This window comes from Nocardia sp. NPDC003269 (genome assembly GCF_042888005.1).
Classification (GTDB): domain Bacteria; phylum Actinomycetota; class Actinomycetes; order Mycobacteriales; family Mycobacteriaceae; genus Nocardia.
Genome location: NZ_JBIAPA010000002.1, coordinates 832173 through 858825 on the forward strand (window position 1 = coordinate 832173; position 26653 = coordinate 858825).

General features: G+C 71.1%; 21 protein-coding genes, 1 pseudogene and 1 riboswitch. Of the genes and pseudogenes, 13 read left to right on the top strand and 9 right to left on the bottom strand.

All coding sequences use genetic code 11. The annotated features are described in order from the left end of the window. The first annotated feature begins 132 nt into the window (after positions 1 to 132). On the top strand, positions 133 to 807 hold the full coding sequence (locus ACFYWJ_RS14230) for an HU family DNA-binding protein (RefSeq protein WP_355282828.1): 675 nt from the start codon (positions 133 to 135) through the stop codon (positions 805 to 807). A gap of 121 nt (positions 808 to 928) precedes the next feature. On the opposite strand, the gene ACFYWJ_RS14235 is transcribed toward ACFYWJ_RS14230, so the two are convergent. The 3 genes from ACFYWJ_RS14235 to cofC all read right to left on the bottom strand — a co-directional run bounded on the left by ACFYWJ_RS14235 (position 929) and on the right by cofC (position 4791). Further along, positions 929 to 1849, bottom strand: coding sequence for a bifunctional NUDIX hydrolase/histidine phosphatase family protein (locus tag ACFYWJ_RS14235; protein ID WP_355282875.1), 921 nt, complete (start codon positions 1847 to 1849; stop codon positions 929 to 931). A gap of 20 nt (positions 1850 to 1869) precedes the next feature. Beyond that, positions 1870 to 4038 carry an RNA degradosome polyphosphate kinase gene (locus tag ACFYWJ_RS14240; RefSeq protein WP_355282831.1) on the bottom strand — a complete coding sequence of 723 codons (2169 nt, stop codon included), beginning with the start codon at positions 4036 to 4038 and terminating at the stop codon, positions 1870 to 1872. A 72-nt stretch (positions 4039 to 4110) separates the two neighbouring features. Continuing rightward, a complete protein-coding gene (gene cofC, locus ACFYWJ_RS14245; protein ID WP_355282834.1) occupies positions 4111 to 4791 on the bottom strand; it encodes a 2-phospho-L-lactate guanylyltransferase in 681 nt (226 codons plus the stop codon). A 31-nt stretch (positions 4792 to 4822) separates the two neighbouring features. Here cofC and ACFYWJ_RS14250 point away from each other — a divergent pair, with 31 nt between their 5' ends. After that, positions 4823 to 5818, top strand: a complete 996-nt coding sequence (locus ACFYWJ_RS14250; RefSeq protein WP_355282836.1) for an NAD(P)H-dependent glycerol-3-phosphate dehydrogenase — start codon at positions 4823 to 4825, stop codon at positions 5816 to 5818. 43 nt (positions 5819 to 5861) lie between these two features. Then, positions 5862 to 6956, top strand: coding sequence for a D-alanine--D-alanine ligase family protein (locus tag ACFYWJ_RS14255; RefSeq protein WP_355282839.1), 1095 nt, complete (start codon positions 5862 to 5864; stop codon positions 6954 to 6956). Positions 6957 to 6993: 37 nt separating this feature from the next. On the opposite strand, the gene ACFYWJ_RS14260 is transcribed toward ACFYWJ_RS14255, so the two are convergent. Next, positions 6994 to 7716, bottom strand: a complete 723-nt coding sequence (locus tag ACFYWJ_RS14260) for a DUF3515 family protein (protein WP_355282841.1) — start codon at positions 7714 to 7716, stop codon at positions 6994 to 6996. A 121-nt stretch (positions 7717 to 7837) separates the two neighbouring features. Between ACFYWJ_RS14260 and ACFYWJ_RS14265 the strand changes: the two genes are divergently transcribed. From ACFYWJ_RS14265 to ACFYWJ_RS14275, 3 genes are read left to right on the top strand one after another with little or no spacing between them, the layout of a single operon-like run. Next, a complete protein-coding gene (locus ACFYWJ_RS14265; RefSeq protein WP_387163201.1) occupies positions 7838 to 8815 on the top strand; it encodes a thiamine-phosphate kinase in 978 nt (325 codons plus the stop codon). A gap of 11 nt (positions 8816 to 8826) precedes the next feature. Then, complete coding sequence (locus tag ACFYWJ_RS14270) at positions 8827 to 9510, top strand: uracil-DNA glycosylase (RefSeq protein ID WP_355282844.1); 684 nt, start codon at positions 8827 to 8829, stop codon at positions 9508 to 9510. A 49-nt stretch (positions 9511 to 9559) separates the two neighbouring features. Beyond that, on the top strand, positions 9560 to 9817 hold the full coding sequence (locus tag ACFYWJ_RS14275; RefSeq protein ID WP_355282847.1) for a hypothetical protein: 258 nt from the start codon (positions 9560 to 9562) through the stop codon (positions 9815 to 9817). 7 nt (positions 9818 to 9824) lie between these two features. On the opposite strand, the gene ACFYWJ_RS14280 is transcribed toward ACFYWJ_RS14275, so the two are convergent. The 3 genes from ACFYWJ_RS14280 to rpmB form a co-directional block, all read right to left on the bottom strand. Next, a complete protein-coding gene (locus tag ACFYWJ_RS14280; RefSeq protein ID WP_355282850.1) occupies positions 9825 to 10613 on the bottom strand; it encodes an enoyl-CoA hydratase-related protein in 789 nt (262 codons plus the stop codon). Positions 10614 to 10622: 9 nt separating this feature from the next. Further along, entirely contained in the window at positions 10623 to 11084 is a 462-nt protein-coding gene (locus ACFYWJ_RS14285) for a GNAT family N-acetyltransferase (RefSeq protein WP_355282852.1), read from the bottom strand. A gap of 81 nt (positions 11085 to 11165) precedes the next feature. Next, positions 11166 to 11357 (bottom strand): 50S ribosomal protein L28, encoded by a 192-nt coding sequence (gene rpmB, locus ACFYWJ_RS14290; RefSeq protein ID WP_011210730.1) that lies wholly within the window; start codon positions 11355 to 11357, stop codon positions 11166 to 11168. 297 nt (positions 11358 to 11654) lie between these two features. On the opposite strand from rpmB, the gene ACFYWJ_RS14295 reads away from it, so the two are divergent. Together ACFYWJ_RS14295 and recG are read left to right on the top strand one after the other, a co-directional pair. After that, the gene (locus ACFYWJ_RS14295; protein ID WP_387163196.1) at positions 11655 to 13784 is read left to right on the top strand and encodes a DAK2 domain-containing protein; all 2130 of its coding nucleotides are present in this window, start codon (positions 11655 to 11657) and stop codon (positions 13782 to 13784) included. Beyond that, positions 13784 to 16048 (top strand): ATP-dependent DNA helicase RecG, encoded by a 2265-nt coding sequence (gene recG / locus ACFYWJ_RS14300; protein ID WP_355282858.1) that lies wholly within the window; start codon positions 13784 to 13786, stop codon positions 16046 to 16048. The genes ACFYWJ_RS14295 and recG overlap by 1 nt, the downstream gene beginning before the upstream one ends. A gap of 3 nt (positions 16049 to 16051) precedes the next feature. On the opposite strand, the gene ACFYWJ_RS14305 is transcribed toward recG, so the two are convergent. Continuing rightward, positions 16052 to 17476 (bottom strand): short-chain fatty acyl-CoA regulator family protein, encoded by a 1425-nt coding sequence (locus ACFYWJ_RS14305; protein WP_355282861.1) that lies wholly within the window; start codon positions 17474 to 17476, stop codon positions 16052 to 16054. A gap of 312 nt (positions 17477 to 17788) precedes the next feature. On the opposite strand from ACFYWJ_RS14305, the pseudogene ACFYWJ_RS14310 reads away from it, so the two are divergent. From ACFYWJ_RS14310 to ACFYWJ_RS14320, 3 genes and pseudogenes are all read left to right on the top strand, one after another. Further along, positions 17789 to 18606: pseudogene (locus ACFYWJ_RS14310) on the top strand (MmgE/PrpD family protein); the annotation flags it as partial. Between the two features lie 162 nt (positions 18607 to 18768). After that, complete coding sequence (locus ACFYWJ_RS14315; protein ID WP_355282883.1) at positions 18769 to 18930, top strand: hypothetical protein; 162 nt, start codon at positions 18769 to 18771, stop codon at positions 18928 to 18930. A 31-nt stretch (positions 18931 to 18961) separates the two neighbouring features. Beyond that, positions 18962 to 19738 carry a citrate/2-methylcitrate synthase gene (locus tag ACFYWJ_RS14320; protein ID WP_387163332.1) on the top strand — a complete coding sequence of 259 codons (777 nt, stop codon included), beginning with the start codon at positions 18962 to 18964 and terminating at the stop codon, positions 19736 to 19738. Positions 19739 to 19827: 89 nt separating this feature from the next. Here the strand turns inward: ACFYWJ_RS14320 and metE are convergent, their stop codons facing one another. Further along, positions 19828 to 22083 (bottom strand): 5-methyltetrahydropteroyltriglutamate--homocysteine S-methyltransferase, encoded by a 2256-nt coding sequence (gene metE, locus ACFYWJ_RS14325; RefSeq protein ID WP_355282863.1) that lies wholly within the window; start codon positions 22081 to 22083, stop codon positions 19828 to 19830. Positions 22084 to 22223: 140 nt separating this feature from the next. Next, positions 22224 to 22433, bottom strand: a riboswitch (cobalamin riboswitch). A 260-nt stretch (positions 22434 to 22693) separates the two neighbouring features. On the opposite strand from metE, the gene ACFYWJ_RS14330 reads away from it, so the two are divergent. Further along, positions 22694 to 26092 carry a pyruvate carboxylase gene (locus tag ACFYWJ_RS14330; RefSeq protein WP_387163192.1) on the top strand — a complete coding sequence of 1133 codons (3399 nt, stop codon included), beginning with the start codon at positions 22694 to 22696 and terminating at the stop codon, positions 26090 to 26092. Next, a complete protein-coding gene (gene rsmD / locus ACFYWJ_RS14335; protein WP_355280449.1) occupies positions 26089 to 26652 on the top strand; it encodes a 16S rRNA (guanine(966)-N(2))-methyltransferase RsmD in 564 nt (187 codons plus the stop codon). The genes ACFYWJ_RS14330 and rsmD overlap by 4 nt, the downstream gene beginning before the upstream one ends. The last annotated feature ends 1 nt before the right edge of the window (position 26653 follow it).

Consider the following 26653-nt stretch of genomic DNA (forward strand, 5'->3'; position numbering starts at 1 on the left):
TCCCTGGGGGCGGTAGCTGGACGTGTGCTAAACCACATGAATTTTGGCGTGGCACATAGACTCTTGCTCAAACTGGGTTTACCGTGGTACCTAGTCGGTCCGACGACGGGCCATTAGTCTGCGGAGGATTCAATGAACAAGGCGGAACTGATCGACGTTCTGACCGAAAAGTTGGGTACGGACAGGCGCACGGCAACTGCGGCTGTCGAGAACGTGGTCGATACCATCGTTCGCGCCGTGCACAAAGGTCAAAGCGTCACCATCACCGGATTCGGTGTGTTCGAACAGCGCAAGCGTGCCCCCAGGGTTGCCCGCAACCCGCGTACCGGCGAAACCGTGAAGGTCAAGGCGACTTCGGTGCCTGCCTTCCGGCCGGGCGCTCAGTTCAAGGCGGTGATCGCGGGTAAGCAGAAGCTGGCCGCGTCCGGGCCCGCCGTCAAGCGTGGCGTGAACGCCCCGGTGGCGGCGAAGAAGGCGGCAGCCAAGAAGACGGCGGCCAAGAAGACCGCCGCCAAGAAGGCGACGCCGTCGAAGGGTCCGGCCAAGACCACCGCCCGTAAGGCAGCCACGAAGGCACCCGCCGCCAAGAAGACCACGACGGCGGCAGCGAAGAAGGCCACCGCCGCCAAGAAGACCACAGCGGCAAAGAAAGTGACCGCGGCCAAGAAGGCTCCGGCCAAGAAGGTCACGACGGCGGCCAAGAAGGCGCCGGCCAAGAAGGTCACCGCGGCCAAGACCACGGCCGCCAAGAAGGCTCCTGCCAAGAAGACTGCTGCGAAGAAGACAGCCACCCGTCGTGCTCGTTGATCCCGCCGCAGCGGGATCGGGTCGGGGAATGTGCACGTAGGCCGCATCACCCACCACTGGACCGAGAACGGCCCCGGGAATCCGGGGCCGTTTCGGCTGTTTCGGGGGCGCTGCGGGCGACTCAGGCGGTGACGATTCCCGTCGAGAGCGAGCGGTCCATATGGTCGGCCGCGACCAATCGGTCCGCAACGAACGACAATGCCCAGACGCTGCCCTTGCGATTGCGCGCGGGCGGCAGGGTGAGCCCACCCCGCTCGGCGAGCCACTGCGTCAGATCCGGAATCACCCCGCCCTGACTGCACACCACCGGCACACCCCGATCCGTTACCAACGACAGAAATCGTTGCCGCGCGGCGCTTTTCGCTGAATCGTAACCTTGCTCGGAAAACATTGGCTCGCAATTGATTTCGGCGTTCAACTGTTCCGCCAACGGGGTCACGGTTTGGATACAGCGCAGCGGATCGGCCGAATGGATCTCGGATGCGCCGAACGCCAGCAGATTCGGTGTCAAAGCCTTCGCCTGCTGCTCGCCGGCGGGCTCGAGCGGGCGCAACTCGTCGGGTCCGTCGAAACGCGCGCGCTTGCCCGCCTTGGCGTGGCGGACCAGCAGCACCGTGTTCGTCCGCGCGGGCAGCCGGGCGAACATCCGGATGACCTGACGATCCATCGGATACGACAGCTGATCCATCACCTTGTCGAGCGGGAACCAGCGCAGCTGGTCGACCTCGGCGTTGACGGCGAACTCGCCCGCCGCCGCCTCCGCGGCCCAGTAGTCGACCCGCTTGAGCTGCCGGTGGCCGGGAATCGGATAGGTGACGTGCCCGAGATAGCGCCCGAGCGTGCACGGCAGGCCGGTTTCCTCGCCGACCTCGCGCACCGCGGCGACCACCGGGGTCTCCCCGGGGTCGAGCTTGCCCTTGGGCAACGACCAGTCGCCGTACTTGGGCCGGTGGATCACCGCGATCTCGGGCCCCGCGGCGCTCTCGCGCCACAGGACCGCGCCCGCGGCATGGATATTGGGTCGGACCCGGGGATCATGCATCGCGGTCTGTGCGTCCTTGCTCACGGCTGATCGGGACGGCGCAGGCGCATCAGGAACTGCTGGTGATCGCGTACCTGATCGGCGTCGGCGTCGGTGGGGCTGGCCTGCCAGGTGCCGTCCGGGCCGAGCACCCAGCAGCGGGTCATCGGATCGAGCGCCGAATCGAACACCACGGCCAGCTGTTCGACCAGGCGCGGATCCTTCACCTGCACCATGACCTCGACGCGGCGGTCCAGATTGCGGTGCATCATGTCGGCGCTGCCGATCCAGGTCTGCTCCTGGGCCCGGAACTCGATCACCCTGGAGTGCTCCAGGAACCGGCCCAGGATCGAGCGCACCTCGATGTTCTCGCTCAGGCCCGGCACCCCGGGACGCAGGCCGCAGATGCCGCGCACCACGATCTGCACCGGCACGCCCGCCTGGGAGGCCCGGTAGAGCGCGTCGATGATCTGCTCGTCGACGATCGCGTTGGCCTTGAGCCGGATCCGGGCGTCGAAGCCCTCCCTGGCCAGCTCGATCTCGCGGTCGATCCGCTCGATGATGCCCGCCCGCACACCCAGCGGGGCGACCATCAGATTCCGGTAGTCCTCCTTGCGGGAGTACCCGGTCAGCGAGTTGAACAGGTCGGTCAGATCGGCGCCGATCTCCGGTGCGGCGGTGAACAACCCGACGTCCTCGTACAGGCGCGCGGTCTTCGGGTTGTAGTTGCCGGTGCCGATGTGGCAGTAGCGGCGGATGGTCGAACCCTCGCGCCGCACCACCAGGCAGGTCTTGCAGTGGGTCTTGAGGCCGATCAGGCCGTAGACCACGTGCACACCCGCCTGTTCCAGCGCGCGGGCCCATTTGATGTTGGCCTGCTCGTCGAAGCGGGCCTTGATCTCGACCAGCGCGACGACCTGCTTGCCCGCCTCGGCGGCCTCGATCAGCGCGTTGATGATGGGCGAGTCACCGGAGGTGCGGTACAGCGTCTGCTTGATCGCCAGCACCTGCGGGTCGGCCGCGGCCTGCTCGATGAAGCGCTGCACGCTGGTGGAGAACGAATCGTAGGGGTGGTGCACCAGCACGTCGCCCTCGCGCAGCGCCGCGAAGACGTTGCGTGGCGTCTCGCGCTCGCCGAAGGCCGCCGGAGTGGCCGGAACGTACGGCGCGTCCTTGAGATCGGGCCGGTCGACGCCGTAGACCTGCCACAGGCAGGACAGGTCGAGCAGGCCGGGCACCTGGATGACGTCGGCGGGGTCGACCTCGAGCTCCCGTAGTAGCAGCTCCAGCATGTGCTCGGTCATGTCGTCGGAGACCTCGAGCCGCACCGGCTTGCCGAAACGGCGCCGCGCGAGTTCGCGTTCCATCGCCTGCAGCAGGTCTTCGTCGCGGTCCTCGTCGACCTCGAAGTCGGCGTTGCGGGTGATCCGGAACGAATGCGTCTCCACCACGGTCAGACCGGGGAACAGCAGGTCCAGGTGCGCGGCGATGAGGTCTTCCATCGGCAGGAACGCCGCGATCGCCGAGGGCGCCTTGGTGCGGCGCACGCGCACGAACCGGTCGACGTTGTCGGGCACCTTCACGCGGGCGAAGTGCTCGCCGCCGGTGCCCGTGTCCTTCACCGTCACCGCCAGGTTGAGGCTCAGGCCGGAGATGTAGGGGAACGGGTGCGCCGGGTCGACGGCCAGCGGGGTGAGCACGGGGAACACCTGATCGGTGAAGTAGCCCGAGAGCCGTTGCCGTTCATCGTCGTCGAGATCGGCCCAGCCGATGAGGTCGATGCCCTCCGCGGCCAGCGCCGGGTTCACCTCGTCGAGGAACACGTGCGCGTGCCGCTCGGCGAGTTCCTGGGCGCGGGCGGCGATCATCTCCAGCTGTTCCGACGGGGAGCGGCCGTCGGCGGAGCGCACGGACAGGCCGGTCTCGGCACGGCGTTTCAGGCCGGCGACCCGGACCATGTAGAACTCGTCGAGGTTCGAGGCGAAGATCGCCAGGAACTTGGCGCGTTCGAGCAGCGGTAACGAGGCGTCCTCGGCGAGCGCCAGCACGCGGGCGTTGAAGTCCAGCCAGCTGAGCTCGCGGTTGAGGTAGCGATCTCTGGGCAATCGCTGCGCCGTCGGGTCACCGCCCGAGGCGGTGGCGGCCGCAGGTGGCGGGGAAATCGGAGACTGCTGCTTGATGGTTTCCGTATCGCTCACGCTGTCAATCATCCCCTACGAACCGGGCAGTCCGCAGTATGACGTTGCCGCGTTCGTCCGATCCTGGTCAGTGGCGGCGATCGGCTAGCACACGGTGCGAACGGGATCACCGAAATGACCGGACAGCCCGAATTCGCGGAGCGTGCGCGTGGTGTGCGGGCCGACGCCGAGCCCGTGGACGGTGGCGAGGTCGGCGGGGGTGTCCACGTCGCATCGGAGGCCGGGCCAGTGTCCGGCGAGCGCTCGCGCGCCGTCGGCGCGGTGCGCGTTGGCGGAGTCGGCGCCGAATCGGGGCGCCAGCGCGGCGGTCGTATCGCGGACCAGTAATGCCGCGGTGCCGGTCCCGGTGTGGTCGATCACCACCGAGCGGACGCCGTCGGGGGCGACGGTGAGCAGGTCGGCCAGTTCGGCCGGGCGTAATGCGGGCAAATCCGCTTGCAGCGCCAGCAGATGGGCCGGGCCGTGCCGGTCGCGCACGTCGGCCGCGCCCGCGGACAGCGCGGCGTTGAGCGGATCGGGGGCGCCGGCCGGCTCGTCGAGGACGTGCGCGCCGAGCTCGCGGGCGCGGGCCGCGACGACCGGATCGGGGGTGACCACCGTCAGCGACAGCACCTCCGGCACGGCGGTCGCGGCCACGACGGTATCGGCGAACATGGCCAGCACCAGCTGACCGCGCTGCTCGGGAGTCAGCACGTCGGCCAGCCTGCTCTTGGCCCGATCGATGTGCTTGACCGCCATCACGGCGTGCACGGTGTGCGGACGCATGACATCAATCCTTACATGGCATATTGAGCTGATGACGAGGGCGGCGGTTATGGGTGCGGGGTCGTGGGGCACCGCGTTCGCGAAGGTGTTGGCTGAGGCGGGGACCGAGGTCACGATCTGGGCCAGACGGAGCGAGGTGGCGCAGGCGCTCGACAGCGAGCACCGCAATCCGTTCTACCTGCCCGGCGTGCAGTTGCCACCCGTGCGCGCCACCGACGATCACCGGGCCGCGCTCGACGGCGCCGATCTGGTCGTCCTCGCGGTGCCCTCGCAGTCGCTGCGCGCGAATCTGGACCGGTGGAAGGGCGACATCGACCCCGACGCCACCCTGCTGAGCCTGGCCAAGGGCATCGAGACCGGCACGCTGCTGCGGATGAGTCAGGTGATCGCCGAGGTCACCGGGGCCGAGCCGGGCCGCATCGCGGTGCTGTCCGGCCCGAATCTCGCGGGCGAGATCGTCGAACGGCAGCCCGCGGCCACCGTGATCGCGTGCAGCGACACCGAGCGGGCCGGGGCCGCGCAGCGGGCCTGCGCCACCGGGTATTTCCGGCCGTACACCAACACCGACGTGATCGGCTGCGAGATCGGTGGCGCGTGCAAGAACGTCATCGCGCTGGCGTGCGGCATCGCCTCGGGGATGGGGCTGGGCGACAACACGATCGCCAGCCTGATCACCCGCGGGCTGGCCGAGGTCATCCGGCTCGGGGTCGCGCTCGGCGCGCAGCCGGTCACCCTGGCCGGGCTGGCCGGGGTCGGCGATCTCGTGGCCACCTGCACCTCGCCGCTGTCGCGTAACCGGTCCTTCGGGCACGTGCTCGGCGCGGGCGGGTCGATGCAGGCGGCGCAGGAGGCGACCAATGGGCAGGTGGCCGAGGGTGTGAAGTCGTGCACATCGGTGCGGGCCCTGGCGGCCGCGCACGACGTGGAGATGCCGCTGACCGACGCGGTGCACCGGGTGTGTCACGAGGGTCTTTCGGTCAGCGAGGCGGTCGACAGTTTGCTCGGCAGGCGGATCAAACCCGAGTAGGTCGATAGCGCCGCAGGTCGGCCGACCGGTTACGGTGACGTTCATGACGAACCGGATCAGGGTGGCCGTGGTTTTCGGCGGGCGCAGCAGCGAGCACGCCGTCTCGTGTGTGTCGGCGAGCAGTGTGCTGCGCAACCTCGATCCCGAGCGCTACGAGGTGGTGCCGATCGGCATCACCACCACCGGCAGCTGGGTGCTCGCCGACGGCCTCGGCGCGCTCGAACTCAGCCATGACGCGCTGCCCGCGGTCGACGCGGCGGGCACCGCGCTCACCTTGGCCGCCGACCCGGGCCGGGGCGGCGCGCTGGTCGCCCTCGACGATCCCGGCGCCACGCTGGGCGGTATCGATGTGGTCTTCCCGATCCTGCACGGTCCGTTCGGCGAGGACGGCACACTCCAGGGCATGCTCGAGTTAGCCGGCATCCCCTACGTGGGGGCGGGCGTGCTGGCCAGTGCGGCGGGCATGGACAAGGAGTTCACCAAGAAATTGCTGGCCGCCGAGGGGCTGCCGGTCGGCGTGCAGGTGGTGCTGCGCCCCGGCACGGCGACGCTGACCGTGGACGAGCGGGCGCGCCTCGGCCTGCCCGCGTTCGTGAAGCCCGCGCGCGGCGGGTCGTCGATCGGCATCACCAAGATCACCGACTGGGCCGATCTGGACGCCGCCGTCGCGGCCGCGCGCGAACACGATCCGAAGGTGATCGTGGAGGCGGGCATCGTCGGCCGCGAAGTCGAGTGCGGCGTCCTGGAATTCGCCGACGGGCAGGTGCGGGCCAGCGTGGTCTCCGAGATCCGGATGCCCGACGCCGACGCCGCGGCCCCGGAGTTCTACGACTTCGCCACCAAATACCTCGACGACGTCTGCGAATTCGACGTCCCGGCCAAGCTCGACGACGCGGTCGCCGAGCAGATCCGCGAGCTGTCCGTGCGCGCCTTCCGCGCCCTGGACTGCCAGGGCCTGGCCCGGGTCGACTTCTTCGTCACCGCCGACGGCCCGGTGATCAACGAGATCAACACCATGCCCGGCTTCACCCCGATCTCGCAGTACCCGCGGATGTGGGAGGCGACCGGCGTCGACTACCCGGCGCTGGTGTCGACGCTGATCGAGACAGCCGTGGCGCGCGGCACCGGTTTGCGCTGACAGCGGGCTCGACCACCACGTTGTCGGCCGCCGAAGATCAGAGCTCGCCCGGGGTCGGTTCGCGGGCGGGGAGAGTCGCGGTGACGACCCCGGACACGGTCTGGATGGCGTCGGTGCCCGAGCCGTCGGGGACGGTCAGGGCGATGTAGGTCTCGCGGTCGACGGCGAACCAGGTGCCGACCTTGCCCACCTCGTCGCGGACCTGGAACCACTTCACGCCGTCGATCACCGTCAGCGGGGACGCGCGGTTGAATTCGAGCGGCCGGTCCAGGCCGCAGCGCAGCACGATCGGCTCGCCGCCGTCGGGGTGCTGCCAGGCCCGGGTGGCGGGCGGCGCCGGTTCGACCAGGGTGGACTTGGTGTACTCGCCGAGATCGGCGGGCAGGGCCGGGAGCAGCGCCTGGCAGGCCGGGCTGTCGGCCGCCGGGGCGGGGACCGGGCCGAGGGCGAGGGGCTCGCGTTCGACCGGGGCGCGCAGGGCGATGACGGCGGCGACGAGGACGCCGACGATCAGCACGATCGGCAGGGCGACGGCGGTGGCGATGAGCGCGGGGGAGTAGGGCGTCGACGCGTCGTCGTCATCGGCGTCCGGCTGTGTCCGGGTGGTCGGCTTCGCCGCGCCGTCGGTGGAACTCGCGTCCGTCGACTCGTCCGCCGCGCCGGTCGCGGACTGGTCGGTCGTGGCTTCGGGGGTGTCGCCACCCGGGGACGTGTCGTCCCGGTCGTCCGCCGCTGTCGGGTCCGACGAATCCGCCGCCATAATCGTCTGGTCCTTCCGTTGTGTCCGATCGCCTCCGAAAGGGTACCGTCGGGGCGATTTCGTCGGTCAGCAGCACACTGGGAAGGGGCCGGTCATCAGCGAGGACAGCCGTCCGCAGACGGTGCGTGAGCTGGGTGAGTTCGCCCTGATCGACCGGATCACCGCGAACCGCGAGCAGGCGCCGCACGTGCTGCTCGGGCCCGGTGACGACGCCGCGCTGGTCGCCGCGCCCGACGGGCGGTTCGTGGTGAGCACCGACATGCTCGTCGAGGGCAGGCACTTCCGGCGCGACTGGTCGGCGCCCGAGGACATCGGCCGCAAGGCCATCGCGCAGAACGCCGCCGACATCGTCGCGATGGGCGCGCGCCCGACGGCGTTCGTCGTCGCGCTCGGCTGCCCGGCCGACACCCCCGTGGCGGTGGTGACCGGCATCGCCGACGGCATGTGGGCCGAGGCGGGGCGCGCGGGCGGGTCCATCGCGGGCGGCGATCTGGTGCGCAGCGACCAGCTGGTCGTCTCGGTGACCGCGTTCGGCGACCTCGGTGGCCAGGGGGCGCTCACCCGTTCCGGCGCGCAGGTCGGCGACATCGTCGCGGTGGCGGGCGAACTCGGGTGGTCCGGCGCCGGGCTGGCCGTATTGTCCGGCGACGCCGACCCTTCCGATCCGGCCTTCGCGCATGCTCTTGCGACGCATCGGGTTCCGCAGCCGCCCTATGCCGCTGTGCTCGATGTCGCCGGGGGTGCGGTGCCGACCGCGCTCACCGACGTCTCGGACGGACTGCTCGCCGACCTGGGTCATCTCGCGACCGCCTCGGGCGTCGCTGTCGACGTGGACAGCGCGGCACTGGCGGACCCCGAACTGGCCGCGGTCGCCGCACTGCTCGATGTCGATGCGGCGCAATGGATTCTGGCCGGCGGCGAGGACCACGCCTTCGCGGGCACCTGGCCGGCGGGCACCGCGCTGCCGCCGGGCTGGCGGCCGATCGGGGTCGTCACCGCAGGCAGCGGCGTCACCGTGGACGGTGCGGCGCCGACCGGCGGCACCGGCTGGGAATCGTTCCGTGGGGCGGACGCCACGCCCGGCGCCCGGAACCGATAGGTTGTGCGGTCATGGGTGCCAAACCACTGTCGGAGATCATCGATCCGGGCTGGGCCCGGGCACTGGAACCGGTGGCCGACCGGATCAGCGAGATGGGCGAATTCCTGCGCGCCGAGAATGCCGCGGGCCGGGGCTATCTGCCCGCTGGGGAGAACGTGCTACGCGCGTTCCGCCGTCCGTTCGACGCCGTGCGCGTGCTGATCGTCGGCCAGGATCCCTACCCGACGCCGGGCCACGCGATGGGGCTGAGTTTCTCTGTCGCCCCTGATGTCTCGCCGGTGCCGCGCAGCCTGTCCAACATCTTCGCCGAGTACAGCAAGGACCTCGGCTTCGATACGCCCACCTGCGGCGACCTGAGCCCGTGGTCGGATCAGGGCGTGCTGCTGCTGAACCGGGTGCTCACCGTGACGCCCGGCACCCCGGCCTCGCATCGTGGCAAGGGCTGGGAAGCGGTCACCGAACAGGCCATCCGGGCGCTGGTCGCCCGGGACGAGCCGCTGGTCGCCGTGCTGTGGGGGCGCGACGCGGGCTCGCTCAAGCCGACCCTCACCGAGGCCGAGATCCCCTACCTCGAATCGGCCCACCCCTCACCGTTGTCGGCCTCGCGCGGATTCTTCGGTTCGCGGCCCTTCTCCCGGGTCAACGAACTGCTCGACGAACTCGGAGCCGAACCCGTCGACTGGCGGCTGCCCTGACCCGGGGCGTCGCCCGCACCAGAAGAAAATGATGAAGGAGCACAACCCGATGCACATCACCACCGTTCGCGCCGCCGTCGCGACCGCCGCCGTCGCCGTCGCCGCAGCCCTGACCGCGGGCGCCGCCTCGGCCAACGCGGCGGGCCTCGCGCTCGAGCCCTACGACGAGCAGGCCGCGCCGGTCGCCACCACCCAGATCGGTGAGGAGTGGACCTCCACCGGCACCTCCACCATCTCCTCCGGCGTGAACGCGAAGGTGACCTGCCTGCTGCAGAACACCTTCAGCGCCCTCGGCGCCGCCTGCTGACGTCGAGTCAGCTCAGCCCGAGGTACTCGGGCTTGCGCTTGCCGACGAAGGCGTCGACGCCTTCCCGGCCGGTTGCGCCGTTCGCGGCGGCGGCGATGCTGTCGCGTTCGGCGTCGAGCTGCTGGTCCAGAGTCGCCGTCGGCGATTGGGCCAGCAGCTTTTTCATGGCCGCGTAGGTGGTGCGGGGGCCGGTGACGAAGCTCTGGGCGATCCGCAGCGCCTCGGCGCGCACCTCGTCGTCGGCGACGGTGCGGCTCAGGATGCCCAGGCGCACGGCCTCGTCGGCGCCGAGCACGGCGTCGGTGAGCAGGATCTCGGCGGCCCGGCTCTTCCCGACGATCCGGGGCAGCAGCCAGGACATGCCGCCGTCGGGGCTCAGGCCGATGCCCGGGTAGGCGGGGCGCAGCTTGGTCGACGGGCCACCGATCGCGATATCGGCGGCGCACACCAGGCTCATGCCGGCGCCCGCGGCCCAGCCGTGCACCGAGGCGACGACCGGGACCGGCGTCGCGGCCAGCGCGCGCACGAAGTCGTGCAGCTCGGAGGCGAGCTGGTGCAGGTAGGCGCCACGGTCCTCGGCGCCGGCGAAATGGTGGACGTTGCCGCCCGCGCAGAAGTTGGCGCCGGTGCCGGTGAGCAGCACGGCGCCGACCTCGGGATCGAGGGCGCGCAGGGCCTCGGTGCCCGCGTTGATCAGGTCGAAATTCATCGAGGTGCCCGCGGCGGCGGTGGCGATCGGCAGCTGCAGGACGCCGTCGACGACCGTGACGGCGGTGACCGGTTCGGTGGTACTCATGGCGTCACCCTAGCGAGCGCCGCGCCGCCACCACTGTTCGGGCAGCAGGGTGAAGGGGTCGACCCGGCGAACCCCGGTGTCGGCGAAGCCGTGTCTGCGATAGAAGGCGTGGGCGCGCGGATAGTCGCCGAACACCCACAGCGTGCACGGCGAGCCGGGGGCGGCGGACTCGATCAGGGCGTCGGCGACGCCGGTGCCGTGCCAGGCCGCGCGGACGTAGAGCGCTTCCAGTTCGAACTCGGTCGCCGAGGCGAAGCCGATCAGCCGGTCACCGGCCAGCGCGATCGGCAGCCGGTGCGCGCCGTCGGTGCGGCGGCGTTCCCAGGTGAGCGCGGAGCGTTCGAGATCGAAGCCGGACAGCACGTGGCCCGGCACCAGGGCGTCGTAGGCCTCCCGCCAGCTCGCGATGTGGCAGGCGGCGAGCTCGGTGACCCGCTCGGCGGTCAGTGCCTCGATGCGCCAGTCAGCCACGTCGGCCCCCATCGACGACAAAGCCCCGGACCACCCACGCGGGGTGCCGGGGCACTGTCGGCAGAATGTACGGGCTGAGAATCAGCCGCGGACGACCTTGCCCGCCTTCAGGCAGGAGGTGCACACGTTCATCCGGCGGGTGTTGCCAGGGGCAACCTGCGCACGCACGGTCTGGATGTTCGGGTTCCAGCGACGGTTGGTGCGCCGGTGCGAGTGCGAGACCGACTTCCCGAAACCGGGGCCCTTGGCGCAGACGTCGCAAACGGCAGCCATGTCGCGAGCTCCTTCATGTCATAAGCGGTCAGCGCGCACGGATGCCCGCTGTACCGGAAACTGATGTCGTCAAATGCCTTGCCGACTCGCGTCGGCCAGCGCAGACCGGATGGCCGCGCGAGGCAACCCTGCAAGGGTAGCTGGCCGGGCCGTGAACTTCCAAACCGGGTGTCCCGGTCGACACGCCGGGCACGGCCCGGATGACGGGCCCGTCCGCGCTCAGCATACCCCTGTCGGTTGCTGGCGCTAACCTGGCGTGCGGTGCCCGGCGGGCGGGCACGGCAAACAGTGAGCGAGGTGACGGTGTCGCAGGTGCGGGAGGCGCTGGACGGCGCCGAGCTGCTGGACTGGGCCAGGACCTGCCGCACCGATCTGGAACTACGCCGCGCCGAGATCGACGCGCTCAATGTGTTCCCCATCGCCGACTCCGACACCGGCACCAACCTGCTCGCCACCATGCGCGCGGCCGTCGCCGCCGCCGAACGTGCGGTCCCCGACGCGGCGCGTCCCGACCGGACCGCTGGTCGCGCCGTTCCCATGGCCGCCGATCCCGGTATCGGTGACGACTCGGCCACCGGCGGCTACCCGGACGCGGATGCAGGCCCGGCGACCGCCCCGGGGGACGACGGCGGTGCACCGGTGGGCCGTGGCCGGGCACCGATCGGTGCCGCTGACGTGGGCGATCGCCGTGCCGGTGCCGAGGTGCCCGCACATCTCGTCGCGCAGGCGCTCGCGCGCGGCGCGACCACGGGCGCGCGGGGGAACTCGGGGATCATCCTGTCGCAGGTGCTGCGCGGGATCGCCGAGGCGGTGGTCGGGGGCCCGCTGACCGGGGAACGGTTGCGGACGGCCTTGCGGCGGGCAGCCGTGCTCGTGCGCACCGGCCTCAGCGCCCCGGTCGAGGGCACGATCCTGACCGTGCTCGATCGCGCCGCCGTCGCGGCCGCCGGTTCGGCGGAACTCTCGCTCGTCTCCGTCGCGCAGTCGGCGGCCGAGGGCGCCGCACGTGCGCTGAACGAAACCCCGGCGCAACTGGGTGTCCTGCGGGCGGCCGGGGTCGTCGACGCGGGCGCCAGGGGACTGCTGGTCCTGCTCGACTCCCTCGTGACGCAGGTCTGCGGGCAGGCGCCGGCCAGGGACAGCTATCTCCGAGCCGACCGGTCGGGCGCAGCCCAGCGCAGGTCCGGCGCCGAAGACCACCGACCCGAGGGTGAGCGCCCCGGCGACCTCGCCCGATCGCCGGCCGTCGACGGCCGGGAACGTCCGGCCATCCTGTCCGACGCGCGGACCACCGAGGCCGACTCCTGGGACGGCCACCGCGATTCCCCCGACCCGCACTTCGAGGTCATGTACGTGATCTCGGGCACCGACGAGGCCGCGGCGGGCGGCTTGCGCGACCGGCTCGCGGTCCTCGGTGACTCGGTCGTGGTGGTCGGCGACGGTGACAGCACCTGGTCGGCCCACGTGCACTGCCGCGACGCGGGCGCGGCGATCGAGGCCGGCCTCGCGATCGGCACCGTCACCGGCATCCGCATCGAGAGCTTCGCGGTGACCGCGCCCCACGGCGGACATGCCGAGCACCTCGCCGACGCGGCCTGCGACGGTGCGCGCGCCGATGGTCCGCGCCGCACCGGCGAGGTGGTGGCGGCGCAGGTCGCCGGGGCAGCGGACGCGGGCAGTGCGTTCCCCCACGCAGCGAACACCGGTGCGGCGGCGCAGGGCAGGCCGACGGTCGACGGCGGCTCGGGCGGGCCCGAGGTGAACCCACCGGCCGACCGGGGCATCCTCGCCGTGGCCTCCGGCGCGGCGGCCGCCCGCCTGTTCGAGGACGCGGGCGCGGTGGTGCTGCGCGGGGACCGCCAGCTCGACACGACCGCCCTGCTGACCGCCATCCGCGCGATGCCGAACCGGGAAGTCCTCGTGCTGCCCAACGGCGCGCTGCCCGCGCAGGAACTCGTGGCCGCCGGTGTCGCCGCCCGTGACGGGTCACGTGACGTCCTGCTGCTGCCGAGCGCGTCGATGGTGCAGGGCCTGGCCGCGCTCGCGGTCCACGATCGCGGCCGGATCGCCGTCGACGACGCCTTCGCGATGTCTGAGGCGGCCGCGACCACCCGCTGGGGCGCGCTGCGCCCGGCGCGGGTGCGCGCCCTGACCATGGTCGGAATGTGCTCGCCCGGTGACGGACTCGGCCTGGTCGGCCAGGACGTGGTGGTCATCGACCCCGATGTCGTCGGCGCGGGCCGCATCCTGCTGGACCGGATGCTCGGTCTCGGCGGCGAACTGGTGACCTTGCTGATGGGCGCCGACGCGGGCCCCGAACTGGGCGCCGTCCTGGCCGAGCACGTGACGGCCGGTTTCCCCGGAGTCGAGGTCGTGGTGTATTCCGGTGGGCAGCAAGCGGATCTGGTGCAGATAGGGGTCGAGTGATGGCGACGTTGAGTGACCGGCTCGACCACGTGCTCGGAGTGAAGGCGGCCGAACGGCTGACCGAGGCGTTCGACATGACCACGGTCGAGGACCTGTTGCGCCACTATCCCGTCCGCTACGCCACCCAGGGGCAGCCGCTCACCGAGGAGGAACCGGAGGAGAGCGCGCACATCACCGTCATCGGCCGGATCACCAAAACCGAACTGCGCCCGATGAAGAACCGGCGCGGCTCGCTGCTGAAGGTGCAGCTCGACACCGGCGCCGCCCGCCCGATCGAGGCCACCTTCTTCAACGGCGACAAGGTGCGCTACCTGGTGAAGGAGGGTGTGCGGGCGATGATGTCGGGCACCGTGCACTGGTGGCGCCCCGACCGCTGGAACCTCTCGCACCCCGACTATCTGATCCTGCCCGACAAGGCCGAGGCCGGTGTCGAGGAGCTGACCTCGGTGCGCGGCAGCGGCGCGTTGCGCGGGCTGGCGCAGAGCGCGAAAGGCGCCGGGGGCGTGGACGCGTCGTTCTTCGAGCGCGAATTCGTGCCGGTCTACCCGGCGACCGCGAAGGTGCAGAGCTGGGACCTGCTGGCCTGCATCCGCCAGATCCTCGACCAGCTCGACCCGATCGAGGACCCGCTGCCCGCCGACCTGCGCGCGGAACGCCACCTGCTCGAGGTCTCCGACGCGCTGCGGCTGATCCACCTGCCCGAGCACAAGCTCGACATCGAGAAGGCCAGGGACCGACTGCGATTCGACGAGGCGTTGGCCCTGCAACTGGTGCTCGCCGAGCGCAGGCACGAGGTCGAGGGCCGCACCGCCCCGGCCTGTCCGCCGCGCACCGACGGCATCGCCGCCGCCTTCGACGAGCGGCTGCCGTTCGAGCTGACCGAGGGTCAGCAGCAGGTGATCGACGAGATCTCCGCCGACCTCTCGCGCACCCGCCCGATGCACCGGCTGCTCCAGGGCGAGGTCGGCTCGGGCAAGACGATCGTCGCCCTGCACGCGATGCTGCAGGCGGTCGACGCGGGCAGGCAGTGCGCGCTGCTCGCGCCGACGGAAGTCCTCGCCGCCCAGCACTACCGGTCGCTGCGGGCGATGCTCGGTGACCTCGGCACTGCGGGCGAGCTGGGCGCGGCCGAGCAGTCGACGAAGGTGGTGCTGCTGACCGGTTCGATGTCGGTGGCGGCCAAGAAGGCGGCGCTGCTGGACGCGATGACCGGCGAGGCGGGCCTGGTCATCGGCACGCACGCGCTCATCCAGGACGCGGTGGAGTTCTTCGACCTCGGCCTGGTTGTGGTCGACGAACAGCACCGCTTCGGCGTCGAACAGCGAGATGCCCTGCGCGCCAAGGCCAAGGACGGCATCAGCCCGCACCTGCTGGTGATGACGGCCACCCCGATCCCGCGCACCATCGCGATGACCACGCTCGGCGACCTGGAGACCTCCACTCTCACCCAGCTGCCTAGGGGCCGCTCGCCGATCGTGTCGAAGGTGGTGCCGCGCAAGCTGCATCCGGGCTGGGTGGACCGGGCCTGGGAGCGCATTCTCGAAGAGGTCGGCGCGGGCAGGCAGGCGTATGTGGTGTGCTCGCGCATCGGCGAGGACCCCGACGCCCCGCCCGCCAAGGGCAAGAAGTCGGCCGAGGAGAAGGAAGGCCCGACCACCCAGGCGGCGGTCGAGATGTACGAGACGCTGAGCGCGGGCGCGCTGTCCGGCGTGCGGGTCGGGCTGCTGCACGGGCGCCTGCCGTCGGACGAGAAGGACCAGGTGATGCGTCAGTTCAACGACGGCGGCATCGATGTCCTGGTCTGCACCACGGTCGTCGAGGTCGGCGTCGACGTGCCGAACGCGACGGTGATGGTGATCGTCGACGCCGACCGGTTCGGCGTGAGTCAGCTGCACCAGCTGCGCGGCCGGATCGGGCGCGGCAAGCATCCCGGCCTGTGCCTGCTGATCACCGACGCCGCGCCCGGCGGCACGGCGATGGCCCGCCTGGAGGCGGTCGCCGCCACCACCGACGGCTTCGAACTCTCCGTGCTCGACCTGCGGCAGCGCCGCGAGGGCGATGTGCTCGGCGCGGCCCAGTCCGGCACCGCGCGGTCGCTGCGGCTGCTGTCGCTGCTCGACGACCTCGAGGTGATCACCGCCGCCCAGGAGCTGGCCAGGCGGGTCGTCGCCGACGATCCCGGCCTGGTGAAGCATCCCGGGCTGGCGGGGATGATGGACGCCGCCGTCGACGGCGAGCGCATCGAGTACCTCGCGAAGTCCTGACGCTCAGCGCGGGAGGCGCGGATACGGCAGGTCGGTGCTGGTGTGCTCGGCCACCGCGAGCGGGCGCCCGATCTGCGGGAACGCGCGCTGCGGACACGCGGGTCGCTCGCACACCTTGCAGCCCGCCCCGATCGGCACCGCCACCTGCGGATCGTCGAGTTGCAGGCCCTGGGAGTACACCAGCCGGTCGGCGTATTCGATATCGCAGCCCAGCCCGATGACGAAGTTCTTCGACGCCGTGCCGAAGCCCTGCGCCGATGCCGGGGTGGTCCGGGCGATCCACAGGTAGCGGCGACCGTCGGGCATCTCCGAGATCTGGGTGAGGATGCGGCCCGGATGCGCGAAGGCCTCGTGGGTCACCCACAGCGGGCAGCTGCCGCCGACCCGGGAGAAGTGGAACGCGGTGGCGGACTGCCGTTTCGAGATATTGCCGGCCCGGTCGGTGCGCACCAGGAAGAACGGCACCCCGCGCTGGCCCTGCCGCTGCAGGGTGCTGAGCCGATGGCACACCGTCTCGAAGCCGACCTCGAAGCGCAGCGCGAGCAGGTCGACGTCGTAGCGCAGTTCCTCCGCCGACCGCAGGAAGCGGCCGTAGGGCAGGATCAGCGCGCCCGCGAAGTAGTTGGCCAGCCCGACCCTGGCCAGCGTGCGGGATTCCCCGGTGAGCGCCCGCGATTCGGCGAGGACGTTGTCGATCTCGCGCCCGTAGAGCAGCAGGCCGAGGGTGGTCGCGATCTGGAAGGCACGCTGTCCGGGCCGCAGCCGCCGGGCCAGGGTGAGCGTGCGGGTGTCGGGGTCGTAGTGGCGCTTGGGGATGGTCGGGTCGGCGCCGTCGCCGCGGACCAGCACGGTGACGCCCGCGCGTTCCTCGGCGATCCTGGCCAGCTGCCGGTCCAGCGAGCCGATGCTCAGCCCCGACTCCTCGAACAGCTGCTCGGCGGCGTGATCGAGGGTCGAGATGTGGTTGCGGTGGTCGTAGAAGAAGTCGCGCACGTCCTCGTAGGGCATGGGCGTGCCCGGCGCGCCGCTGGGCGTGTCCACCCGGGAGGACAGCAGGTCGAGCTGATCGGTGGCCGCGCGCAGGCGCCGGTGCATGGCGATGACGATGCGGGCCACCTCGGGCAGCCGGGTCGCGAGTTCCTCGACCTCGGTGATCGGCGCGGTGTCGCCGCCACCCGCGGCTTCCACCAGGACCTCGTGCAGATCCGAGACAAGTCGCGCGTCGGAGTCGGCGGCGAAGAACTGGACGTCCAGGTCGAAGGTCGAGTTCAGTTTCAGCAGAACGGGAATGGTGAGCGGGCGCTGATCGCGTTCGAGCTGGTTCAGATAACTCGGGGACAGATCCAGCGATTTCGCGAGCGCCGCCTGAGTCATCCGTCGTTCTTCACGCAGCCGTCGTAGCCTGGCCCCCGCGTACATCTTCCGCACGCCGGAGATCCTAACTCGCCGGGTTTGCAAAGTTCGCTCGAAATCGTGATTGTCTGGGGAGAAGCCTAGTCCTGCAAGGGATTTTACCTGTGACTACCGGTGCGTAACGTGCGAAGAGACCGGTGGGTCGGGTCTGGGGTCCGGAGCGCTCGGAGATCACCCCACCGACTCTAGCGCTCGATCTTCGCAACCTTCGCTGATTTGCTGGGTGTCGCACGCAAAAATACGCTTGTTCAGCATGTTCTCCGGGTTGTTCGAGGTGCGTAGCGTGCGAACTGTGGCTGGGATCGACCGGCTGGAATCGGAGGATCAGTGAAGACCCATATCGTTCGCAGTGTCGGCGCCGCCGAGGAGTTCCCCCGCGCGCAGCACCTGGCCACCCTGGTGGCGGAGGTGGCCACCGACCCCGTGCCGGTATCCGGCGAGGTCACCGACATGATCGTCAACCGGATCATCGACAACGCCGCGGTGGCCGCGGCCTCGGTCCTGCGCGGCCCGGTGCGGACCGCCAGGGCGCAGGCGAGCGCGCACCCGCTGCCCGCGCACTCGTCGCGGCACGGCGCCACCGTGTTCGGACTGCCGGGCGCGCAGCGCTTTTCCCCCGAGTGGGCGGCGCTGGCCAACGGGGTGGCCGTGCGCGAGCTCGACTTCCACGACACCTTCCTGGCCGCCGAGTATTCCCATCCCGGCGACAACATCCCGCCGATCCTGGCCGTCGCCCAGCACGCCGGGCGCAGCGGCGCCGAGCTGATCCGCGGGCTGGCCACCGGCTACGAGATCCAGATCGACCTGGTGCGCGCCATCTGCCTGCACGAGCACAAGATCGACCATGTCGCCCATCTCGGCCCGTCGGCCGCGGCGGGCATCGGCACCCTGCTCGGGCTGGACGCCGAGACCATCTACCAGGCGACAGCTACACCAAGGAGCACTCGGCCGAATACCAGAGCCAGGCCCCGATCGACCTCGCGCGCAGGCTGCACGCGCGGATCGCCGACACCGCCCGGATCGCCTCGATCGTGCTGCACACCAGCCATCACACGCACTACGTGATCGGCACCGGCTCCGGCGACCCGCAGAAGTTCGACCCGCGCGCCAGCCGCGAGACCCTCGACCACTCGCTTCCCTATATATCTGGTGCGCCGGATCCGGGCGGCCGTGGCGGTGCGCCGCGATCCGGGCTTCGTGCTCTGCGCCCGCACGGACGCGCGCGCCATCGAGGGGCTGGACGCGGCGATCGACCGGGCCGAGGCGTACGCCGACGCCGGCGCCGACCTGATCTTCACCGGCTGGCGATGGGCGCGATCGAGGACGGCCTGCGCGAGATCGCCACGGCCGGTACCCAATCGGCCCTGCTGGACCGCATGCAGCACCGGTCCCGGCTCTACGAACTGCTCGGCTACCAGCGCTACAACGAATTCGACTCCGGCATCTTCGATTTCACAGTGGGTGAGTGACCATGACCAGTGGACAGACGCATCGAGCGCCATCGCCAAGGGGCTGGCGGGCGTGGTGGTCGACACGACGAGCATCTCCAAGGTGGTCGTGAGCTTCCTCGGCACCGAGGACGCCGCCTCCGAGAACGTCGGCGAGCGGGAAAGGCTCGCCGCCGCACTGCGATTGACCGCGCTGCTGCCCACGGTGATCGCGGCCGCGATGCGCAGGCGGCGCGGCCTGGACCCGATCGCGTACGCCGAGCACGGTTTCGACGCCTCCACCTTCGCCGCCCGGGTGGTGACCTCCACCGGCTCGGACATGTACAGCGCGATCACCGCGGCCATCGGCGCGTTGAAGGGCAGGCTGCACGGCGGTGCCAACGAGGCGGTCATGCACACCATGCTCGAGATCGGTGACCCCGAGCGGGCCGCCGCCTGGGTGGCCGAGACGCTGGCCGCGCGGCGCAAGGTGATGGGTTTCGGGCATCGGGTGTATCGCGACGGCGACTCCCGGGTGCCCACGATGAAGGCCGCCCTGGACGAGGTCGCCGCGGTGACCGGGGAACAGCGGTGGGTGCGGATGTACGACGCGCTCGCGGCGGCCATGGCCGAGCGGACCGGCATCGCACCGAATCTCGACTTCCCCGCCGGACCCGCCTACTACCTGATGGGCCTCGACATCGAGATGTTCACCCCCATCTTCGTGATGAGCCGGATCACCGGCTGGACCGCGCACATCGCGGAGCAGTCGGCCGCGAACGCGCTGATCCGGCCGCTGTCGGAGTATCGCGGCGTCGACCAGCGCCCGGTGCCCGCCACACGCCACTGAACCGGCCCGCGTCGTCCGCCCCTCATCGCGGACGACGCGGCCCGCACCCCCTGCCCCGGACGGATCGCGCCGTCCGGGGCAGAGCTGTATCAGCGCAGCGCGGCGGCCGCCGTCACCAGATTGCGCAGCGACGCCTCGACCTCCACCGGGCCGCGGGTCTTGAGACCGCAGTCCGGGTTCACCCAGAGCCGCTCGGCTGGAACCGCTGTCAGCGCCGCCGACAGCGAGGTGGTGATCTCCTCGACCGAGGGCACCCGCGGCGAGTGGATGTCGTAGACGCCGGGGCCGACCCCGAGCGCGAATCCGGCCGCGTTCAGGTCGTCGAGCACCTCCATGTGCGAGCGGGCCGCCTCGATGGAGGTGACGTCGGCGTCCAGGCCCGCGATCGCCGAGATCACCTCGCCGAACTCCGAGTAGCACAGGTGCGTGTGCACCTGGGTGGTGTCGGCGACCCCGGCGGTGGCCAGCCGGAACGCGTCCACCGACCAGCGCAGGTAGGCGGGCTGATCGGCCGCGCGCAGCGGCAGCAGCTCGCGCAGCGCGGGCTCGTCGACCTGGATGATCCGGGCGCCCTGGGTCTCCAGGTCGACCGTCTCGTCCCGGATCGCCAGCGCGACCTGGCGGGCCGAGTCGGCCGGCGGCTGATCGTCACGGACGAACGACCACGCCAGGATCGTCACCGGACCGGTGAGCATGCCCTTGACCGGCTTGGCCGTCAGCGACTGGGCGTAGCCGATCCACGACAGCGTCATCGGCGCGGGCCGGGAGACATCGCCGAACAGGATCGGCGGACGCACGCAGCGGGTGCCGTAGGACTGCACCCAGCCCGCCTCGGTGGCGGCGAAACCGTCGAGCAGCTCGGCGAAGTACTGGACCATGTCGTTGCGTTCCGGCTCGCCGTGCACCAGCACGTCCAGGCCGAGCCGCTCCTGGAGGGTGATCACGTCGGCGATCTCGGCGCGCATCCGGCGCACGTACTCGGCCTCGTCGATCTCGCCGGTGCGCAGCGCGGCGCGGGCCAGGCGGATGGCCGAGGTCTGCGGGTAGGAGCCGATCGTGGTGGTCGGCAGCACCGGCAGGTCCAGGTGATCGCGCTGCGCCGCCCGGCGCTCGTCGGCGGGGGAGCGGGTGAGGTCGGCGTCGTCGAGCGCGGCCAGCCGGGCGCGGACCCGGTCGTCGTGCAGGCGCGGGTCGGTGCGTCGGGTCCGCGCCGCGGCGCGAGCGGCGGCCAGCTCGGCGGCGACCGCGCCGGTGCCCTCGGCCAGCGCGGTCGCGAGCACCCGCACCTCACCGACCTTTTCGGCGCCGAAGGCCAGCCACGACCGCAGCTGGTCATCGAGCCCGGTCTCCGGGGTCAGCGAGTACGGCACGTGCAGCAGCGAGCAGGACGTCGACACGGCCACCTCGCCGCCGAGGGCGCCGAGCGTGGCGAGCGCGGCGTCGAGGTCGGTGCGCCAGATATTGCGGCCGTCGACGACACCGGCGACCAGCAGCTTGCCCGCCAGCGCCGGAATCCCGGCGATCGCGGACGTCTCGGTACCGGCGGTGAAATCGAGCGCGACGCCGTCGATTGCGGTGTCCGCCAGCGCCGTCAGCGCGGCATCGGGGTGCCCGAAGTAGGTGGCGACCAGGATCGCGGGCCGGTCCGGCGCGGCCGACAGCGCGGCGTAGGTCTCGCGCACCAGCTCGATCTCGGCCTCGGTCAGATCGGTGACCAGCACCGGCTCATCGATCTGCACCCACTGCGCGCCCGCCGCGGCCAGGCGCGCCAGCAGGTCCAGGTACAGCGGCAGCAGTTCCGGCAGCCGGTCCAGCGCGGCGCCGTCGGCGGACTTGGCCAGCTTCAGGAAGGTCAGCGGGCCGATCACCACCGGCCGCGCCTGCACGCCGAGCTGGATCGCCTCGGCGAGCTCGGTCAGCAGCTGCTCCGGGTGCAGGGTGAACGTGGTGGCCGCGTCGATCTCGGGCACCAGGTAGTGGTAGTTGGTGTCGAACCACTTGGTCATCTCCAGCGGCGCGATGGTGTCGGTACCGCGCGCGGCCGCGAAATAGCGGTCCAGCGGGTCGGCGATCTCGGCCACCCGGTGCGGCAGCGCACCGAGCAGGACCGCGGTGTCGAGCATCTGGTCGTAGTAGGAGAAGGTGCCGACGGGCACCGAATCCAGTCCGGCCGCCTGCAACGCGGCGAACTGCACGGTGCGCAGCATGCGCCCGACGGCGTGCAGGTCCTCGGCGCCGAGCCGGCCTGCCCAGTAGGACTCGGTGGCGCGCTTGAGTTCCCGGCGCGGGCCGACCCGCGGCAGGCCCAGAACCGTCGCGGTGAACGGGGAGTGCGAAACAGTCACGGAGATTCTCCAGTGTCGTGCGGGGAGAGCCGACGCCTTTCGCGGGCGACGCCGACACCGGAGGAACCCGTCGTGAGGACACGACGGGTCGGCACAGGTGGTCCGCGCGCCCGATCCACGAGGCGGTGGCCGCCGGATACGGCGTATCCGGCACAGTCGGCAGGTCTTCGGACTCGCGGGCACCGGTCGTGTGATCGACCGACCTACTGGCCGTCGCTTCCCGGGCATCGTGCCCAGTGCTGATGACGGCGGTCGTTCCTGCATACCGCTGCGGGACAGTCCCGGATTCCCACCGGGTTCCCTCTTCACCCGGCACGGTGTGCCCGGGCTTCGACACCGGCGCGGGAGGTCGGGGCTCCGACTCTTCCACCGCGCAGGCGAACCAGCTGCGCCGCCAAGCATAGGGCCTCGGCGCGGGCCGCCGCGACCACCCCGCCCGGCGCGGCCCGCGTGACCTGCGCTTCGGCGGCGCACCGCAGGCCTGCCGCCGCGGTGAGATGTGACGGCTCGATGAACGCAACTTCGCAGGTGGGCGGGTGTGCGATGTGAAGATTGCTGCGAAGCCACCTTGCGTGACAGTGCTGCGGTCGCGGCCGGGTACCGTGGTCCAATGTTCTCGAAAGTCTTGGTCGCCAATCGTGGTGAGATCGCCATTCGCGCCTTCCGCGCGGCATACGAACTCGGCATCGGAACGGTCGCGGTGTTCCCCCATGAGGACCGCAACTCCGTCCATCGGCTGAAGGCGGCCGAGTCGTATCAGATCGGCGAGGAGGGGCACCCGGTCCGGGCGTACCTGTCCATCGAGGCGATCATCGACGCGGCCAAGAGCGCGGGCGCCGACGCGATCTACCCCGGCTACGGCTTCCTGTCCGAGAACCCCGACCTCGCGGCCGCCTGTGAGCGCGAGGGCATCACCTTCATCGGTCCCTCGGCCGCCGTGCTCGAGATGGCGGGCAACAAGGCCACCGCCATCGCCGCCGCCAAGGCCGCCGGGCTGCCGGTGCTGAAGTCCAGCGAGCCGTCCGCCGACATCGACGCGCTGTTGGCCGCCTCGCGGGAATTCGAATACCCGATCTTCGTCAAGGCCGTCGCCGGTGGTGGCGGTCGCGGCATGCGCCGCGTGGCCGCGCCCGAGCAGCTGCGCGAGTCGATCGAGGCGGCCTCGCGCGAGGCCGAGTCGGCCTTCGGCGATCCGACCGTGTTCCTCGAACAGGCCGTGGTGAACCCGCGCCACATCGAGGTGCAGATCCTCGCCGACCAGCACGGCAATGTCATGCACCTGTTCGAGCGCGACTGCTCGCTGCAGCGCCGCCACCAGAAGGTGATCGAGCTCGCGCCCGCGCCGAACCTGGATCCCGCACTGCGCGAACGGATCTGCGCCGACGCCGTGGCCTTCGCTCGCCAGATCGGCTACAGCAACGCGGGCACGGTGGAGTTCCTGCTCGACGAGCGCGGCAACCACGTCTTCATCGAGATGAACCCGCGCATCCAGGTCGAGCACACGGTCACCGAGGAGATCACCGACGTCGACCTGGTGCAGTCGCAGCTGCGCATCGCGTCCGGCGAGAGCCTGGCAGACCTGGGCCTGAGCCAGGACACGGTGTCGATCCGTGGCGCCGCGCTGCAGTGCCGCATCACCACCGAGGACCCGGCCAACGGCTTCCGCCCCGACACCGGCCGCATCACCGCCTACCGCACCCCCGGCGGCGCGGGCATCCGCCTCGACGGCGGCGCGAACCTGGGCGCGGAGATCGGCGCCTACTTCGACTCGATGCTGGTCAAGCTGACCTGCCGCGGTCGCGACCTGCCCGCCGCGGCCGCCCGCGCCCGGCGCGCGCTCGCCGAGTTCCGCATCCGTGGCGTCACGACCAACATCCCCTTCCTGCTCTCGGTGCTCGACGATCCGGACTTCCAGGCGGGCCGGGTCACCACCTCGTTCATCGACGAGCGACCGGAGTTGCTGACCTCGCGCGGCTCGGCCGACCGTGGCACCAAGATCCTGAGCTACCTGGCCGACGTCACCGTCAACAAGCCGCACGGCGACCGCCGGACCACGGTGTACCCGTACGACAAGCTGCCCGCCGCCGACCTGACCCTGCCGCCGCCGGACGGCTCGCGCCAGCGCCTGCTCGCCCTCGGCCCGGACGGGTTCGCCCGCGCCCTGCGCGAGCAGAAGGCGCTCGGCGTCACCGACACCACCTTCCGCGACGCGCACCAGTCGCTGCTGGCGACCCGCGTGCGCACCAACGGCCTGCTCGGCGTGGCCGGGCACGTCGCCCGGCTGACCCCGGAACTGCTCTCGATCGAGGCGTGGGGCGGCGCGACCTACGATGTGGCGCTGCGCTTCCTGCACGAGGACCCGTGGGAGCGGCTGGCCGCGCTGCGTGAGGCCGTGCCGAACATCTGTCTGCAGATGCTGCTGCGCGGTCGCAACACCGTCGGCTACACGCCGTACCCGGAGCAGGTCACCCGCGCCTTCGTCTCCGAGGCCGCGACCACCGGCATCGACATCTTCCGCATCTTCGACGCGCTCAACAATGTCGACCAGATGCGCCCGGCCATCGACGCGGTGCGTGAAACCGGCACGGCCATCGCCGAAGTCGCGCTGTCCTACACCGGTGACCTGCTCGACCCGAACGAGTCGCTCTACACGCTCGACTACTACCTGAAGCTGGCCGAGCAGATCGTCGACGCGGGCGCGCACGTGCTCGCGATCAAGGACATGGCCGGTCTGCTGCGCGCGCCCGCGGCGGCGAAGCTGGTCACCGCGCTGCGCAGCAACTTCGATCTGCCGGTGCACGTGCACACCCACGACACCCCGGGCGGGCAGCTGGCGACCTACCTGGCCGCGTGGCAGGCGGGCGCCGACGCGGTCGACGGCGCCTCGGCCGCGATGGCGGGCACCACCTCGCAGCCCGCGCTGTCGGCGATCGTCGCCGCCACCGCGCACACCGAGCGCGACACCGGCCTGAACCTGCAGAACGTCTGCGATCTGGAGCCGTACTGGGAGGCGCTGCGCAAGGTGTACGCGCCGTTCGAGTCGGGTCTGCCCGCGCCGACCGGGCGCGTGTACACCCACGAGATCCCGGGCGGTCAGCTGTCGAACCTGCGTCAGCAGGCGATCGCGCTCGGCCTGGGCGACCGGTTCGAGGAGGTCGAGGCCAAGTACGCCGCGGCCGACCGGCTGCTGGGCCGCCTGATCAAGGTGACCCCGTCGTCGAAGGTCGTCGGTGACCTGGCGCTGGCGCTGGTCGGCACCGGCGTCGACATCGAGGACTTCGCCGCCGATCCGGGCCGCTACGACATCCCCGACTCGGTGATCGGCTTCCTGCGCGGTGAGCTGGGCGAGCCCGCCGGTGGCTGGCCCGAGCCGTTCCGCAGCAAGGCGCTGGCCGGGCGCAGCGAGCCCAAGCCGGAGACCCCGCTGACCGCGGCCGACCAGGCCGGTCTCGACGGCACCTCGGCCGAGCGCCGCCACACCCTCAACCGCCTGCTGTTCCCCGGCCCGACCGCGGAGTTCCAGGCGCACCGGGAGAAGTACGGCGACACCACCGGCCTGTCGGAGAACCAGTTCTTCTACGGTCTGCGCCGCGGCGAGGAGCACCGGGTGCAGCTGGAGAAGGGCGTCACGCTGCTCATCGGGCTCGAGGCGATCTCCGAGCCGGACGAGAAGGGTATGCGCACGGTCATGTGCATCATGAACGGGCAGCTGCGCCCGATCGCGGTGCGGGACCGCTCGATCGCGTCGGAGGTGCCCGCCGCGGAGAAGGCCGACAAGAACAACCCCGGCCACATCGCGGCGCCGTTCGCCGGTGTCGTCACGCTGGCGGTGTCGGAGGGCGACGAGATCCACGCGGGCGACACCGTCGGCACCATCGAGGCGATGAAGATGGAGGCGGCCATCACCGCGCCGCGCGCCGGCATCGTCGGCCGGATCGCGACCGCCAAGGTGCAGCAGGTCGAGGGCGGCGATCTGCTGGTGGAACTGGCAGCGCGCGAGTCGGAATGACGCGCATCGTCGCGGGTACGGCGGGCGGGCGGCGGCTGAAGGTGCCGCCCGCCGGTACCCGGCCCACCTCGGACCGGGTGCGCGAGGCGCTGTTCAGCGCGATCGACGCGCGCCTGGACCTGGACGGCGCGCGGGTCGTCGACCTGTACGCCGGTTCGGGCGCGCTCGGCCTGGAAGCGCTCTCGCGCGGGGCGGCGCACGCCCTGCTCGTCGAGGCCGACCGCAAGGCGGCCGCGGTCGTGCGCGCCAATATCGCCGAGCTCGGCCTGCCCGGCGCGGAACTGCGCCTCGGCACGGTCGGCACGGTGCTGGCGCACGCCGCGCCGGGCACCTACGACGTGGTCTTCTCCGATCCGCCGTACGACGTGAGCACCGAGGACGTGATCGCCGACCTCACCGCGCTGGCGGCCAACGGCTGGCTCGCGCCCGACGCGCTGGTGATCGTCGAGCGGTCCATCCGCTCACCCGAGATCGCCTGGCCCGCAGGCTATGCGCCGCTGAAGCCGCGCAAGTACGGGGAGACCAGAATCGAGCTCGCCGAATTCGGTGCTAGCGTCTGAA

Coding starts and splice junctions, on each gene's coding strand:
- ACFYWJ_RS14315 (WP_355282883.1), top strand. CDS start 18,769: ATGGGCGCGATCGAGGACGGCCTGCGCGAGATCGCCACGGCCGGTACC.
- rsmD (WP_355280449.1), top strand. CDS start 26,089: ATGACGCGCATCGTCGCGGGTACGGCGGGCGGGCGGCGGCTGAAGGTG.
- ACFYWJ_RS14280 (WP_355282850.1), bottom strand. CDS start 10,613: ATGAGTACCACCGAACCGGTCACCGCCGTCACGGTCGTCGACGGCGTC.
- ACFYWJ_RS14250 (WP_355282836.1), top strand. CDS start 4,823: ATGACGAGGGCGGCGGTTATGGGTGCGGGGTCGTGGGGCACCGCGTTC.
- ACFYWJ_RS14255 (WP_355282839.1), top strand. CDS start 5,862: ATGACGAACCGGATCAGGGTGGCCGTGGTTTTCGGCGGGCGCAGCAGC.
- ACFYWJ_RS14270 (WP_355282844.1), top strand. CDS start 8,827: ATGGGTGCCAAACCACTGTCGGAGATCATCGATCCGGGCTGGGCCCGG.
- cofC (WP_355282834.1), bottom strand. CDS start 4,791: ATGCGTCCGCACACCGTGCACGCCGTGATGGCGGTCAAGCACATCGAT.
- ACFYWJ_RS14240 (WP_355282831.1), bottom strand. CDS start 4,038: ATGATTGACAGCGTGAGCGATACGGAAACCATCAAGCAGCAGTCTCCG.
- ACFYWJ_RS14260 (WP_355282841.1), bottom strand. CDS start 7,716: ATGGCGGCGGATTCGTCGGACCCGACAGCGGCGGACGACCGGGACGAC.
- ACFYWJ_RS14275 (WP_355282847.1), top strand. CDS start 9,560: ATGCACATCACCACCGTTCGCGCCGCCGTCGCGACCGCCGCCGTCGCC.
- ACFYWJ_RS14330 (WP_387163192.1), top strand. CDS start 22,694: ATGTTCTCGAAAGTCTTGGTCGCCAATCGTGGTGAGATCGCCATTCGC.
- recG (WP_355282858.1), top strand. CDS start 13,784: ATGGCGACGTTGAGTGACCGGCTCGACCACGTGCTCGGAGTGAAGGCG.
- ACFYWJ_RS14235 (WP_355282875.1), bottom strand. CDS start 1,849: ATGCATGATCCCCGGGTCCGACCCAATATCCATGCCGCGGGCGCGGTC.
- ACFYWJ_RS14230 (WP_355282828.1), top strand. CDS start 133: ATGAACAAGGCGGAACTGATCGACGTTCTGACCGAAAAGTTGGGTACG.
- rpmB (WP_011210730.1), bottom strand. CDS start 11,357: ATGGCTGCCGTTTGCGACGTCTGCGCCAAGGGCCCCGGTTTCGGGAAG.